The sequence below is a fragment of the Ruania albidiflava DSM 18029 genome (genome assembly GCF_000421225.1).
Classification (GTDB): domain Bacteria; phylum Actinomycetota; class Actinomycetes; order Actinomycetales; family Beutenbergiaceae; genus Ruania; species Ruania albidiflava.
Genome location: NZ_ATWL01000001.1, coordinates 44,190 through 58,592 on the forward strand (window position 1 = coordinate 44,190; position 14,403 = coordinate 58,592).

12 protein-coding genes are annotated in these 14,403 nt (G+C 71.1%); 7 read left to right on the forward strand and 5 right to left on the reverse strand.

All coding sequences use genetic code 11. The features are described 5' to 3' along the window. The first annotated feature begins 83 nt into the window (after nt 1–83). From dut to K338_RS19555, 4 genes are read left to right on the forward strand one after another with little or no spacing between them, the layout of a single operon-like run. On the forward strand, nt 84–560 hold the full coding sequence (gene dut, locus K338_RS19550; protein WP_040652490.1) for a dUTP diphosphatase: 477 nt from the start codon (nt 84–86) through the stop codon (nt 558–560). After that, a complete protein-coding gene (locus tag K338_RS0100200; protein WP_245542869.1) occupies nt 557–1,327 on the forward strand; it encodes a DUF3710 domain-containing protein in 771 nt (256 codons plus the stop codon). Before dut ends, K338_RS0100200 begins: the two co-directional genes overlap by 4 nt. Beyond that, entirely contained in the window at nt 1,324–1,704 is a 381-nt protein-coding gene (locus tag K338_RS0100205; protein WP_022916170.1) for an OB-fold nucleic acid binding domain-containing protein, read from the forward strand. The genes K338_RS0100200 and K338_RS0100205 overlap by 4 nt, the downstream gene beginning before the upstream one ends. Further along, nucleotides 1,701–2,465 carry a DUF3159 domain-containing protein gene (locus K338_RS19555; protein ID WP_022916171.1) on the forward strand — a complete coding sequence of 255 codons (765 nt, stop codon included), beginning with the start codon at nt 1,701–1,703 and terminating at the stop codon, nt 2,463–2,465. Before K338_RS0100205 ends, K338_RS19555 begins: the two co-directional genes overlap by 4 nt. Here the strand turns inward: K338_RS19555 and K338_RS0100215 are convergent. Further along, complete coding sequence (locus K338_RS0100215) at nt 2,395–3,075, reverse strand: potassium channel family protein (protein WP_022916172.1); 681 nt, start codon at nt 3,073–3,075, stop codon at nt 2,395–2,397. The genes K338_RS19555 and K338_RS0100215 overlap by 71 nt on opposite strands. 2 nt (nt 3,076–3,077) lie before the next feature. Then, nucleotides 3,078–3,731: a potassium channel family protein gene (locus K338_RS0100220; RefSeq protein ID WP_027286263.1), complete on the reverse strand. Its 654-nt coding sequence runs from the start codon at nt 3,729–3,731 to the stop codon at nt 3,078–3,080. Nucleotides 3,732–3,830: 99 nt separating this feature from the next. On the opposite strand from K338_RS0100220, the gene K338_RS0100225 reads away from it, so the two are divergent. The 3 genes from K338_RS0100225 to K338_RS0100235 all read left to right on the forward strand — a co-directional run bounded on the left by K338_RS0100225 (nt 3,831) and on the right by K338_RS0100235 (nt 9,954). Continuing rightward, complete coding sequence (locus K338_RS0100225; RefSeq protein ID WP_022916174.1) at nt 3,831–5,792, forward strand: APC family permease; 1,962 nt, start codon at nt 3,831–3,833, stop codon at nt 5,790–5,792. Between the two features lie 3 nt (nt 5,793–5,795). After that, nucleotides 5,796–7,034, forward strand: a complete 1,239-nt coding sequence (locus K338_RS0100230) for a class I SAM-dependent RNA methyltransferase (RefSeq protein WP_022916175.1) — start codon at nt 5,796–5,798, stop codon at nt 7,032–7,034. 94 nt (nt 7,035–7,128) lie between these two features. Continuing rightward, on the forward strand, nt 7,129–9,954 hold the full coding sequence (locus K338_RS0100235) for an aconitate hydratase (protein WP_022916176.1): 2,826 nt from the start codon (nt 7,129–7,131) through the stop codon (nt 9,952–9,954). A gap of 190 nt (nt 9,955–10,144) precedes the next feature. On the opposite strand, the gene K338_RS0100240 is transcribed toward K338_RS0100235, so the two are convergent. The 3 genes from K338_RS0100240 to K338_RS0100250 form a co-directional block, all read right to left on the reverse strand. After that, complete coding sequence (locus K338_RS0100240) at nt 10,145–10,648, reverse strand: nucleotidyltransferase domain-containing protein (protein ID WP_022916177.1); 504 nt, start codon at nt 10,646–10,648, stop codon at nt 10,145–10,147. 244 nt (nt 10,649–10,892) lie between these two features. Beyond that, the gene (locus K338_RS0100245; protein WP_022916178.1) at nt 10,893–12,893 is read right to left on the reverse strand and encodes a S9 family peptidase; all 2,001 of its coding nucleotides are present in this window, start codon (nt 12,891–12,893) and stop codon (nt 10,893–10,895) included. A gap of 7 nt (nt 12,894–12,900) precedes the next feature. Then, nucleotides 12,901–14,355, reverse strand: a complete 1,455-nt coding sequence (locus K338_RS0100250) for a GuaB1 family IMP dehydrogenase-related protein (protein WP_022916179.1) — start codon at nt 14,353–14,355, stop codon at nt 12,901–12,903. Nucleotides 14,356–14,403 lie beyond the last annotated feature (48 nt).

Below are 14,403 nucleotides of genomic sequence, written 5' to 3' on the forward strand. Positions count from 1 at the left end.
GGGTGCCTCACCGGTGCGGGTGCGGCAGGTGGGCGGCGTCCGGGCTGGGGAGCGTTGCGGGTGTACCCGTTAGGCTCGCCTGCGTGACTGAGACGCCGAACGCCGATGTCGAGGTGCTGGTGCAGCGCTTGGACCCGGACCTCCCGCTGCCCAGCTATGCACACCCCGGTGATGCCGGCCTGGACCTGTGTGCGCGGACGACACTGACGCTGGGTCCCGGAGAGCGCTCCGCCGTGCCCACCGGGGTGGCGATAGCGCTACCGGCTGGCTATGCCGCGTTCGTGCACCCCCGCTCCGGGCTCGCTGCCCGGGACGGGGTGACTGTGCTGAACGCGCCTGGCACCGTGGATGCGGGGTACCGTGGAGAGATCAAGGTGATCCTGGTGAACACCGACACCAGCCGGACCGCAACGCTCACGCGTGGCGAGCGGATCGCTCAGCTGGTCATCCAGCGCGTGGCGCAGGCCCGTCTCGTCGAGGTCGAGCAGCTGCCCGGCAGCGCACGGGGCGCAGGGGGCTTCGGGTCCACCGGGCGCGCAGCGATGGAAGGACGTGGATGATGGCGCTGTTCCGGCGCAAGCGGTCTCGCGCGGACGACGTCGAGGAGCAGGTCGAGGAACCGACCCCCACGCGGTCGACGGCCTCGGCAGGCAGCGGCCCGGATGCGGACGGGACCACCGAGGCGGGCGAGGTCCAGGACGAGACGAGCGACGCCGTCGAGGACCTGATCGGCCCCTGGGACCTGGAGGAGCAACCAGAGCTCGGTGCCCGCGTGGACCTCGGCGCGTTGCGGGTGCCGAAGCGCCCCGGCCTGCAGATCCGCATGGAGGTGGACAAGAAGACCCGGCGCGTGGTGGCGGTGAACGTGGCCCTGGACGGTTCTGCCCTGCAGCTGCAGGCGTTCGCAGCCCCCCGCAGCGAGGGCCTGTGGCAGGACCTGCGGGGTGAGCTCGCCACCCAGGTGGGCAAGCAGGGCGGGTCGGTGCAAGAACGCATCGGCACGTTCGGCGACGAGCTGCTCGCACGCCTGCCGGTCCGCATGCCGGACGGACGCACCGGGCACCGGCCGGCCCGGTTCCTCGGGGTGGACGGACCGCGGTGGTTCCTGCGCGGGGTGCTCACCGGCAAGGCGATGGTCAACGACCAGCACAGCGCCGACATGGAGGCGATCTTCGGCGACGTGGTGGTGGTGCGCGGTGAGCAGGCACGCGCACCACGAGACCTGCTGCCTCTGCACCTGCCCGGGCAGCGGCAGCAGCCGACCGACTCAGGCCGGCCCAGCCTGGAGCTGCCGCGGCGCGGCCCCGAGATCACCGAGACCCGATGAGCATCCGGGCGGCGCTGCGCGCACTGCTGGCCTCCCGTACCGAGCTGGACGCGGGGGCCGAGCAGCTGGAGGCGCGCCGGCAGGGCGCCCAGCCGGTGGCCAGCTGCACGCTCCGGCAACGGGTGCAGCTGTCCGGGGTGCTCCGGTCGGTGACCTTCCCGCCGGGTGCGGCGGCGCCGGAGCTGACCGCTGAGCTCTACGACGGCACCGGCAGCGTGGACCTGGTGTGGTTGGGTCGCCGGGAGATCCCCGGGATCGAGCCCGGGCGGCGGCTGACCGCCACCGGGACGCTGTGCCGCCCAGAACCGGAGCGGGTGCGGCCGGTGATGTACAACCCGGCCTACCGGCTGCTCGCGAGCACCACGGCCGCCCGATGAGCTACGACGACCACGCCGCCGACGCGACGAGCACCGACACATCGCCGGAGCCTGCCGGCGAGCCCGCGGACCAGGCTGCCACGGACCAACCCACAGCAGACCAGGCTGCCGGTGGGCGGGGTCTGCGCCAGCTCGAGGCGGAGGAGTTCGACGCCCTCGCCTCGGTGGGCGGTGTGCGCGGACTGGTCGAGACCGTGCTACCCGGTGTGGTGTTCGTCGTGCTGTTCGTCATCACCCGGGACCTGATGCCCCCGCTGATCGCCTCGGTGGCGGTCGCAGTGGTGGCAGCGACCGCGCGGCTGATCGGTCGCACCCCGCTCACCCAAGCGGTCTCTGGGCTGCTCGGTGTGGCGATCGGGGCGGTGTGGGCCTGGCGCACCGGGGAGGCCGCAGACTACTACCGCTGGGGCCTGTACGTGAACCTCGCCTGGGCGGTGGGTGTGCTGGTCTCGATCCTGGTGCGCTGGCCGGTGGTGGGGGTGGTCGCCTCCCTGCTGGCCGGTCGGAACTTCTCCTGGCGCCAGGACCGGGACCTGCGCCGCCGGTACGTGCTCGCCTCCTGGCTGTGGGTCGCGGCGTTCACGCTGCGGCTGGTGGTGCAGGTGCCGCTCTACCTGGAGTCCTCGGTCGGCTGGCTGGGCACGGCCCGGCTGGTGATGGGGCTGCCGATGTGGGCGCTGGTGCTGTGGATCACGTGGTTGCTGGTGCGGCGCCGAGCAGCTCCTGCAGCGCAGCCAGGGTCTCCGGCTGCGCCGAGGTGACCAGCAGCAGCAGCTCGTCACCGTTCTCCAGAGTGTCGTCCGGGCTGGGCGCGATCGGTCGTTCGCCACGGATGATGGCAGCCAGCGCCACGTCTGCCGGCCAGGGCACCTCCGAGACGCGCTGACCCACCACCCCGGCACCGCTGGCGAGAGTGATCTCGTACATCCCGGCACCGGACTGGTGGAACGTGAAGATCCGCACCAGGTCACCGACCGCCACGGCCTCCTCGACCATGGCGGTCATGATCCTCGGGGTGGAGACGAGCACGTCCACCCCCCAGGCCTCGTCGAACATCCACTCGTTCTTCGGGTTGTTCACCCGGGCCACCACCCGGGGCACTCCGAACTCGGTCTTCGCCAGCAGAGAGACCACCAGGTTCACCTTGTCGTCCCCGGTGGCAGCCACCACCACGTCGCAGGTCTCCAGCTCGGCGCCGGCGAGGGAGGAGATCTCGCAGGCGTCGGCGAGCAGCCAGTCCGCCTCGCTCACCGAGGACACCTTCATCGCTGCCGGTTCCTTGTCGATGAGGGTCACGCCGTGCCCGTGACCGATCAGCTCCCTGGCGATGGAGCGGCCCACGCTACCGGCGCCGGCGATGATCACCCGCATCCTCACGCCTCCTCGGTCTGTGGTGGCCGGTTCAGGATCCGCTGCGTGGTGTCGACCTGGTCGCTGTAGACCAGCGCGTGCAGCACGTCCTGGTCCTGCAGCACGTCCTCGGCCACCGGGACGAGCCCGTCGCCGAACCGGGACAGGAACGCCACCCGGGCACCGGTGGCCGCCTCCACCTCGGCCACCGTGCACCCGATCCACCCCGGGTGGGTGTCGAGCTCGCACAGGCTGACCTTCCCGGAGGAGTCCCGGAACTCGCTGGCCGCCCCGGCGGGCATCAACCGCCGCAGCACCTGGTCGGCGGTCCACCGCACCGTCGCCACTGTGGTGATGCCCAGCCGCTGGTAGATCTCCGCCCGGCCCGGGTCGTAGATGCGCGCCACCACGTTGGCCACCCCGAACGTCTCTCGCACCACCCGGGCGGCGATGATGTTCGAGTTGTCTCCGCTGGAGACCGCGGCGAAGGCGTACGCCTCCTCGATACCGGCCTGGGTGAGCGCATCCCGGTCGAAGCCCATACCGGTGACGCGGCGGCCCTCGAACTCCTCCGGCAGCCGCCGGAAGGAGTCCGGATTCTGGTCGATGATCGCCACCGAGTGCCCCCGTGCGGTCAGCGTCACCGCCAGGGTGGTGCCGACCCGGCCAGCGCCCATGATCACGAAGTGCACGGCACAGACGCTACACGCAGCCAGCCGCCACCGCGCCGCAGCGCTCAGCACGCCCTGCCGGTCCGGCCCGCGTAGCATGGCCGCGTGCCCGATCTCGCCGACGCTGCCAAGCGGATCCTGGTGGGCCGACCGGTACGCAGCGACCGGGCCGGCGGTCCGCTGCTCCCGAAACGGATCGCGCTGCCGGTGTTCGCCTCTGACGCGCTCAGCTCGGTGGCCTACGCCCCGGACGAGATCCTGCTCACCCTCGCCCTGGCCGGCACCGCCGCCTATGTGGTCTCCCCGTGGGTGGGGGTGGCGGTGGTGGCGGTCATGCTCACTGTGGTCGCCTCCTACCGGCACCTGGTGCGCGCCTACCCGACCGGTCGTGGCGACTACCAGGTGGCCAGCGAGAACCTCGGAGCAAAGGCCGGTCTGGCGGTCGCCTCGGCGGTGCTGGTGGACTACGTGCTCACTGTGGCCGTCTCCCTGTCCTCGGGGGCGCAGTACCTGGTCACCATCGTCCCGGTGCTGCGCGGTCACGAGGAGTGGATCGCCACTGCCATGGTCGCCGTGGTCACCCTGGTGAACGTGCGGGGCAGCCGCCGGCCCCGGATGTTCGCGATCCCGGTGTACCTGTTCTTGGCGGCGATGGGCACGATGGCGCTGGTGGGCGGTATCCAGTGGGCCACCGGCACGATCGAGCAGGCGGCCAGCGCCGGGTACGAGGTGCTGCCCGCCGCCGGGTACGAGCAGGGGCTGCTCGGCCTGGCCGGGGGCTTCCTGGTGCTGCGCGCCTTCTCCTCCGGGGCGGTCGCGCTCACCGGTGTGGAGGCGATCAGCACCGGTGTGCCCGCGTTCCGCCGTCCCAAGGCACGCAACGCCTCCGTCACACTGGTGCTGCTCGGCCTGCTCGGGGCGGCGATGCTGCTGTCCGTGCTCGGTCTCGCCCAGGCCACCGGGGTGCGGATCGTCACCGACCCGGGCACCCAGCTGCTGATCGACGGTGAGCTCCCGGGGGAGGAGTTCCGGCAGACGCCGGTGGTCGGGCAGATCGCCAACGCCGTGTTCGCCCCCGCCCCCTGGCTGTTCTACGTGGTCGGCGGCGCCACGGCACTGATCCTGTTGCTCGCCGCGAACACCGCGTTCAACGGCTTTCCCCAGCTGGCCTCTGTGCTCGGCAAGGACGGCTACCTGCCCCGGCAGCTGCACGCCCGCGGCGACCGGTTGGCGCTCACCAACGGGATCCTGTCCCTGGCGGTCGCGGCGATCGCACTCATCTGGTTCTTCGATGCCGAGGTGACCTGGCTGATCCAGCTGTACATCGTCGGGGTGTTCGTCTCCTTCACGCTCAGCCAGCTCGGCATGGTCAAGCACTGGAACGCCCGGCTGCGCACGGTGGTGGCCGCCAAGGAACGGGCGAGCATGCTGCGCGCCCGGGCCACGAACGCGTTCGGGTTCGTGCTCACCGGGATCGTCCTGGTGGTCGTGGTGCTCACGAAGACCACGCACGGTGCCTGGATCGCACTGGGGCTGATGGCCGCCCTGTTCGTGCTGATGGGGTTCGTGCACCGGCACTACGACCTGGTCGCCGAGGAGCTGGCTGTGCGCGACGTGTCCAAGGCGAGGGCCCTGCCCAGCCGGGTGCACGCCGTCGTGCTGGTCTCGAACGTGCACAAGCCGACCATGCGGGCACTGGCCTACGCCCGGGCGACCAGACCCTCGTCCCTGGAGGCGATCGCCGTGGCCGTGGACGCCGAGGAGGTCACCGAGCTGCGCCGGCAGTGGGACGCCCTCGAGGTGCCGGTGCCGCTGACCGTGCTGGACTCGCCCTACCGGGAGGTCACCCGCCCGGTGGTGGAGTTCGTCAAGACCATCCGGCGCACCTCACCACGGGACCTGGTGGTGGTGTACGTACCGGAGTACGTGGTCGGCCGCTGGTGGGAGCGGCTGCTGCACAACCGCAGCACTGCCCGGATCAAGGCCCGGCTGTTGCACATGCCCGGTGTCGTGATGGCCTCGGTGCCCTGGCAGCTGGCCTCCGCCGAACCCGAGACGCTGGACTGAGCCGTGCCCGACCTGGTGGAGCTGACCGCGGGACCTGCCGTGCACGGCGGGCACTGCCTGTCCCGGCTGGAGGGGCGTGTGGTGTTCCTACGCCATGCGATCCCCGGGGAACGGGTGCGAGCCCGACTGACCGAGACCCGGAAGAAGGGGCACTGGCGGGCGGAGACCGTGGACGTGCTCGACCCTGCCCCGCAGCGGGTGCCGACCGTGTGGCCGGAGGCCGGTCCGGGCGGCGTGGGCGGCGGTGAGCTGGGGCACGTCAGTCTGTCCGGCCAGCTGGACTGGAAACGATCGGTCGTCGACGACGCGCTCGCCCGCATCGCCCGGCTGCCGGCCGAGCACCCGGCCCGTGCCGGCCTGGTGGTGCGGCACGCCCCCGGGGAGGAGCAGCGTGGCGGGCTCGGGTACCGCACCCGGATCGATCTGGTCGCCGACGGCGCTGGTCGCCCGGGGATGTACCGGTACCGCAGCCACGAGGTGCTGCCCGTAGCGCAGATGCCGCTGGCTGCACCGGGTATCGACCTCGAGGAGCTGCGCCGGCGTCGGTGGCGACCGGGACAGCGGATCGAAGCGGTAGCGCCGAGCACCGGTGAACCGCTGGTGCTGCTCGACGGTGCACCGCTGCACGGCAACCGCAGGGTGGTCACCGAACGGGTGCAGCTCCCGGGTGCGGGGGAGTGGCGCTACCGGGTGGATGCGGCTGGTTTCTGGCAGGTGCACCGCCTGGCGCCAGCGGTGCTGGTGGCCGCCGTGCTGGCAGCAGCCGACGTCCAGACCGGGGAGACCGTGCTGGACCTGTACTCCGGTGCCGGTCTGCTCACCCTGCCGCTGGCAGACGCAGCGGGGGACCGGGGCACTGTGCACGCGGTGGAGGCCGATCCCCGTGCGGGCCGCAACGCCCGCAGGAACGCCCACACCCGTGGCCAGGTGGTGCTGCACCAGAGCTCGACCGAAGGTGCGCTGGCTACGCTGCCCCGGCCCGCCGTCGTCGTGCTGGATCCGCCCCGGCGGGGTGCCGGCGAGGCGGTGATGGCCCACCTGACGAGGTGGCGGCCACGGCGGATCGTGTACGTGGCCTGCGACCCGGCAGCCCTGGCTCGGGACGTCGGCTACGCGCGGGAGCAGGGGTACGAGCTGACCGGGCTGACCGGCTTCGACCTGTTCTGCCACACCCACCACGTGGAGTGCGTGGCCGTGCTGGAACCCGGCGCGTCGGTCGCGCCGGACAACGGGGTGCGATAAGATATCTCGACATCGAGATAATTATCTGACGCAGGGCTTTCACAAGTACCGGTAGTACCCGGCACAGGCCCGCACAGTGAGCCGAGGAGTGGTTGTGAGCACCGTCGACAGCTTTGGCGCCAAGGGCACCTTGAGGGTGGGCGAGAAGGACTACGAGATCTACCGGCTGAGCGCCGTCGAGGGTCTGGACCGGCTGCCGTACAGCCTCAAGGTGCTGGCGGAGAACCTGCTGCGCACCGAGGACGGCACCAACATCACCGCCGACCACGTGCGCGCGCTGGCCGGCTGGGACCCGCAGGCTCAGCCCAGTACGGAGATCCAGTTCACCCCTGCGCGCGTGGTGATGCAGGACTTCACCGGTGTGCCGTGCGTGGTGGACCTGGCCACGATGCGTGAGGCCGTGGCCGAGCTCGGTGGCGACCCGGCCTCGATCAACCCGCTCTCTCCGGCCGAGCTGGTGATCGACCACTCGGTGCAGATCGACGTGTTCGGCCGCGCCGACGCCTTCCAGCGGAACGTGGAGTTCGAGTACCGGCGCAACCACGAGCGCTACCAGTTCCTGCGCTGGGGCCAGACCGCGTTCGACGACTTCAAGGTGGTGCCGCCGGGCACCGGCATCGTGCACCAGGTGAACATCGAGTACCTGGCGCGGGTGGTGATGACCCGGGAGGTAGATGGTGTGCTGCGCGCCTACCCGGACACTCTGGTGGGTACCGACTCGCACACCACGATGGTCAACGGGCTGGGTGTGCTCGGCTGGGGCGTCGGTGGGATCGAGGCCGAGGCGGCGATGCTCGGCCAGCCGGTCTCGATGCTCATCCCGCGGGTGGTCGGCTTCAAGCTGAAGGGTGAGATCCCCTCCGGTGTGACCGCCACCGATGTGGTGCTGACCATCACCCAGATGCTCCGTGAGCACGGGGTGGTGGGCAAGTTCGTGGAGTTCTACGGCAAGGGTGTGGCCGAGGTGCCGCTGGCCAACCGCGCCACCATCGGCAACATGAGCCCGGAGTTCGGCTCCACCGCCGCGATCTTCCCGATCGACGACGTCACCCTGGACTACCTGCGCCTCACCGGCCGGGACGAGTCCCAGGTGCAGCTGGTCGAGGCCTACGCCAAGGAGCAGGGCATGTGGCTGGCTCCGGGGTCCGAGGACTACACCGAGCCGGAGTTCTCGGAGTACATGGAGCTCGACCTGTCCACGGTGGTGCCCTCGATCGCCGGGCCGAAGCGCCCGCAGGACCGGATCGAGCTGACCCGGGCCAAGGAGCAGTTCCACGCTGACCTGAAGAACTACGTGCTGGACGGGCAGGGTATCGAGAAGAGCCCGGTGGACGAAGAGCTCGCGGACACCTTCCCGGCCTCGGACTCGCCCTCGCACGACGCGCACGAGGAGTCCTCACCGCTGGGGCGGTCCAGCAGCTCACCGGTACGCGAGTCCAAGCGGGCCCACAAGCTCGTCGACGTGACCGCCGCGGACGGCTCCACCTACCAGCTGGACCACGGCCGGGTGGCGATCGCCTCGATCACCTCGTGCACGAACACCTCCAACCCGGAGGTGATGCTCGCCGCGGGTCTGCTGGCCAAGCGCGCGGTGGAGAAGGGGCTGCAGGTCAAGCCGTGGGTGAAGACCTCGATGGCACCGGGGTCGCAGGTGGTGACCAACTACTACGAGAAGGCGGGCCTGTGGCCCTACCTGGAGAAGCTCGGCTACCACCTGGTGGGCTACGGCTGCACCACCTGTATCGGTAACTCCGGTCCGCTGCCGGACGAGGTCTCGAGGGTCGTCAACGAGCACGACCTGGCCGTGGTCTCCGTGCTCTCCGGGAACCGGAACTTCGAGGGCCGGATCAACCCGGACGTGAAGATGAACTACTTGGCCTCCCCTCCGCTGGTGATCGCCTACGCGCTGGCCGGCACGATGGACTTCGACTTCGAGACCGAGCCGCTGGGCACCAGCGAGGACGGCACCGAGGTGTTCCTCAAGGACATCTGGCCCAGCCCGCAGGAGGTGCAGGAGACGATCACCTCCTCGATCAGCCGCGAGATGTTCACCTCCGACTATGCGGACGTGTTCGCCGGTGACGAGCACTGGCGGTCCCTGGACACTCCGGAGGGCGACACGTTCGCCTGGGATCCGCAGTCCACCTACGTGCGCAAGCCCCCGTACTTCGAGGGCATGGGCGTGCAGCCGGAGCCGGTGGCCGACATCTCTGGTGCCCGGGTGCTGGCCAAGCTCGGCGACTCGGTGACCACCGACCACATCTCCCCGGCCGGTTCGATCAAGCCGGACTCGCCGGCGGGCAAGTACCTCGCCGAGCGTGGGGTGGCGCGCAAGGACTTCAACTCCTACGGCTCCCGGCGTGGGAACCACGAGGTGATGATCCGCGGCACATTCGCCAACATCCGGCTGCGCAACCAGCTGCTGGACGGTGTGGAGGGAGGGTTCACCAAGAACTTCCTCACCGGTGAGCAGGCCACCATCTTCGACGCCGCACAGGACTACCAGGCCCAGGACATCCCGCTGGTGGTGCTCGGTGGTGCCGAGTACGGTTCCGGCTCCTCGCGGGACTGGGCGGCCAAGGGCACCCTGCTGCTCGGTGTGCGAGCGGTGATCGCCACCAGCTTCGAGCGGATCCACCGGTCGAACCTGATCGGGATGGGCGTGCTGCCGCTGGAGTTCCCCGAGGGCAAGAGCGCCGACGACCTCGGTCTGGACGGTACGGAGACCTACGACATCTCTGGGGTGACCGCGATGAACGACGGCCCCACGCCGGAGACGGTGCAGGTCACCGCCACCAAGGAAGACGGATCTACGGTGGCCTTCGACGCCGTGGTGCGCATCGACACCCCCGGTGAGGCAGAGTACTACCGCAACGGCGGCATCCTGCAGTACGTGCTGCGTCAGCTGGTGGCTGCCTGACCGGCAGGCCACGACGGAGGCGCCCCGTCGGTCCGGTGGGCCGGGCCGGCGGGGCGCCGCTGTGTTTCCCGGGTGCGCTGCCGCCACGCTCCGGGCCGCTCGTGCCGTGGCCCGATGGCTCGTGCTCCCCGGTCCCGAGCCATCGGGCCAGGTGCCGAGTGAATCTTTCCAGCGCGCGAGGCGGGCTGCCTCAGCGCAGGTGTGCCCACTCGTGGTGCGGGTCGATACGGGCAACGGCCTGCCGGAGCCAGCTGCGCGCCCCCTCGTCCAGACGCGGCAGGGGCACATGGGCGTCGTGTCGGTCCTTCTCCCGCACTTGGGCAGCCTTGAACATCAGAGTGACTTCCGGCCGTTGGTACCGAAGGCCGTCCGCGGCGACCCAGGTGACGTCGTCGAGATCCTCCGTGTGATCCGGATTGCGCTTGTTCGTCCACCGGCCGCCGAGGAAGAGGCGGAACGCTTCGGCGTCGCTGGACAGGATCGATATGTCCATGTCCTCATGATCGCGATGGATGCCGGTGAAGGCCTCCAGGCTCCACCCGCCGATGATCCACCAGGGCCGATCAAACCCGGTCATGAAGTCCGCGATGGTGGTGGGATCCAGAGGAGCCCACCCGCCGTACCAGCGCTTGAACTCCTCGGGACCGAGCGGCCGGACGTCACCGGGCGCGGCGTCGGGAGGCTGCGGTCTCATGAGGTCAGGAGCATACTCGCCACCCACGGCCGCGAGATCGCAGCAGCAGTTCAGTCGCGTGCCTGGCGTAGCCGCTGACCGGGTGGTTCGGAGGTGGTGGCGGGCCGACGGGATCCAGCCGCCTTCGGCCGGCTCGGCACCGGGGCCGGGGAGTGGTGACCGGGGAGCACGAGCCATCGGGCCAGGTGCCGAGTGAATGGATTCACGCGGTGGTGGGGTGCGCGGGGGTGCGGCGGGTGCCCGGTCAGGCGGGGCTGAAGCCGAACACGCGGCCGTAGAAGGCGAGCTCGGCGGTCAGTGCCCGCTCGGTGCTCTCCGGCTTGCGGAACCCGTGGCCCTCAGGGAACAGGTGCACCTCGACCTCGTGCCCGGCCTTGCGCACCGCAGCGGCCATCTCCTCGGCCTGGTTCGGCGGCACCACCCGGTCCTCGGTGCCCTGGAAGATGATCATCGGCGCCGTCAGGGAAGCGACATGGTGGATCGGGGAGCGGTCCCGGTAGGTGGCCTGCTCGGCCGGGTAGGGGCCGACGAGCTGGTCCAGGTACCTGGACTCGAACTTGTGCGTCTGCGCGGCGAGCGCCTCCAGGTCGCCGATGCCGTAGTAGCTGGCGCCGGCGGCGAACGTGTCGGTGAACGTCAGCGCTGCGAGCGTGGTGAACCCGCCGGCACTACCGCCGCGGATGGCCATCCGCGCCGGGTCCACCAGCCCGCGGTCGGCCAGAGCCTGGGCGCCGGAGGCGCAGTCGGCCACGTCGACCACACCCCAGCGGCCGCGGAGCCGGTCCCGGTAGGCCCGGCCGTAGCCGGTGGAGCCGGTGTAGTTCACGTCCAGCACCGCGAACCCACGGCTGGTCCAGAACTGGATACCGGCATCGAACCCGGGCAGGGACATGCCCGTGGGTCCGCCGTGGGAGATCACCAGCAGCGGCGGTAGCTCACCGGCGGGGGCCTGTGCAGTGCCGGCCGGCGGGTAGAAGAACCCGTAGGCGTCCCCGGTGCGGGAGGCCCAGATGACCTCCTCGGCCACGGAAACCGTCTCCGCGGGCACGGTCAGGTCGGTGCTCGCCCGGAGCACGTTCACCTGTCCCCGGCCCAGGTCCAGCTCCACCACGGCGGACGGACCGTCGTCCCGGTTGCCGACGAACACCACCCGCCCGTCCCCGGCGGCAAGGGAGCCGACCGGCTGCCAGGGTCCGTCCCACGCCTCCAGGGCACCGTTGGCAGTACGGACCGCCGCGAGGTGCCGGCGCCCGGCCACCGTGTAGGCGGCCATCAGGTGGTCGCTGTCCAGCACGCACAGGGTGCGGGTGCCCAGCTGCCACTGCGGCACGGTGAACTCTGCCTCCGCCGGGTGCAGGTGCCGGGTACGGACCTCTCCGTCGCGCTGCTCGGTGCGGTAGAGGTTCCACCAGCCGGTGCGGTCGTCGACGTGCACCAGGTCACCGTCAGCGGTCCACACCGGTTCGGCCACCGACACCCGGTCACCGCCGGCGACCCTGCGGCGGTGCACCAGCCGGGCCCCGCCGTCGGTCACCGAGGCGACGTGCAGGCGTCCGGCGTCCCAGGGCATGTCCGGGTGCGACCAGGCGATCCAGGCAAGTACCGCACCGTCGGGGCTGAGCCGCGGTGCAGCGACGAAGTCCTCATCCCGGACCAAGGTAGCCACCAGCTGCGGGTCCTCGGCCGCGGAACCGTCCAGCGGTACGGATACCAGCGTCGTGGTCGGATCGGTGCGGAAGGCACCAGGCCCGCCGTGGTCCTCGGCGACGGCGTAGAGCACCTCCCGCTGGGCATCCACCTCCAGGTCGGCGTACCGGCGTCCGTCCTCGGGCACCAGCGGCACCGCCTCGGCCCAGCCGTCGCCAGCCCGGTCGATCCGGTACAGGCGGTCGTCGGTGTGCGCGGAGAGCACCACACCGGTGGCGGTGAGTGCGTAGCTGCCACCGCCGTACTCGTTCACCCGGGTGCGTACCGGCACCGGTTCGCGGGCGCCGTCCCGGCCGGTCCAGAGCACCCGGTCCACGGTCCCGTCCGCGCGGCGGCGTACCAGCAGGGTGCGACCGCCGGCAGCCGGGTCGGACTCGGTCCAGTACGTGTCGCCGCCGTCCAGGGCGACCTCGCCCAGGGCGCGCGACCCTGTGGCCAGGTCGGCAGCGCTGATCGGACCGGGCCAGGAACCATAGGGCAGCAGCGGGCGAACGCCGTGATCGTCTCCGACCCCGGTGGTCGGTTCGTCGAGCGTCATCCGCGGGTCACCAGCCGGCCGGTAGCGGTCGGCCTTCGTCGTAGCCGGCGGCGGACTGCAGCCCGATCACCGCCCGGTCGGCGAACTCCGCCATGCTCGCGGCGCCGGCGTAGGTGCAGGCGCTCCGCAGCCCGGCGGTGATGTGGTCCAGCAGGTCCTCCACCCCCGGCCGGTGCGGGTCCAGGTACATCCGGGAGGAGGAGATGCCCTCCTCGTACAGCGACTTGCGGGCCCGGGCGAACGCCGTGGCGTCCGCCGAGGTGCGGGCGGCCACCGCACGTGCCGAGGCCATCCCGAAGCTCTCCTTGTAGGCGCGGCCGTCGGCATCGTGGTGCAGGTCCCCGGTGGACTCGTACGTGCCAGCGAACCAGGAGCCGACCATCACCTGGGACGCCCCAGCAGCCAAGGCCAGGGCGACGTCCCTGGGGTGCCGGATACCGCCGTCGGCCCACACGTGCGCACCCAGCTCCCGGGCCCGCTGGGCGCACTCCAGCACAGCGGAGAACTGCGGCCGTCCGACCGCGGTCATCATCCGCGTGGTGCACATAGCCCCGGGGCCCACCCCGACCTTGACGACGTCCGCTCCGGCCTCCACCAGGTCGCTGACCCCCTCGGCGGTGACCACGTTGCCGGCCACCACCGGCACCTGCGGGTCCAGGGAGCGCACCGCGCGCAGCGCGTCGACCATCTTCGACTGGTGCCCGTGCGCGGTGTCCACCACCAGAGTGTCCGCCCCGGCCTGCAGCAAGCCACGCGCGCGTGCAGCGACGTCGCCGTTGACGCCGACGGCGGCGGCCACCCGCAGCCGGCCCGCGTCGTCCACCGCTGGGGCATAGATCGAGGAGCGCAGCGCGCCGGTCTTGGTCAGCACCCCGACCAGCCGGCCGTCGGCGTCCACGACCGGGGCGAACCGGCGGCGGGCAGCCTCCTGCGCCTCGTAGGCCTTCTCCAGCGCGTCCGGACCAGTGAGCACGTCCAGGGTCAGCACCGTCGGCTCGGGCGTCATCACCTGGCCGGCCTGGGTGAACTGGTCCACGCCCTGGCAGTCCGAGCGGGTGACCACACCCACCGGACGGCCGCTGTCGACGACCACCGCCGCCCCGTGGGAACGCTTCTCGATCAGGGTGAGCACCGTGTGCACCGTGTCCTCGCGGTCCACGGTCACCGGCGTCTCCAGCACCGGGTGGGCGGCCTTGACCTCACCGATGGTGCGCTGCACCTGGTCCAACGGCACGTCCTGGGGGAGCACCGCCATGGCTCCGCGGCGAGCGACGGTCTCGGCCATCCGGCGGCCGCTGATCGCGGTCATGTTCGCGACCACCACCGGGATGGTGGTGCCGGTACCGTCGCTCGTGGTCAGGTCGACGTCGAACCGGGAGGAGACCTGGGAGTAGGACGGGACCAGGAACACGTCCCCGTAGGTGAGGTCGTGTCCGCTGTGGTGGCCGGGCAACATTCGCATGAGCCCTAGCCTATTCGGTCCTGCCGCAGGAGAGCACAGATCCTTGCC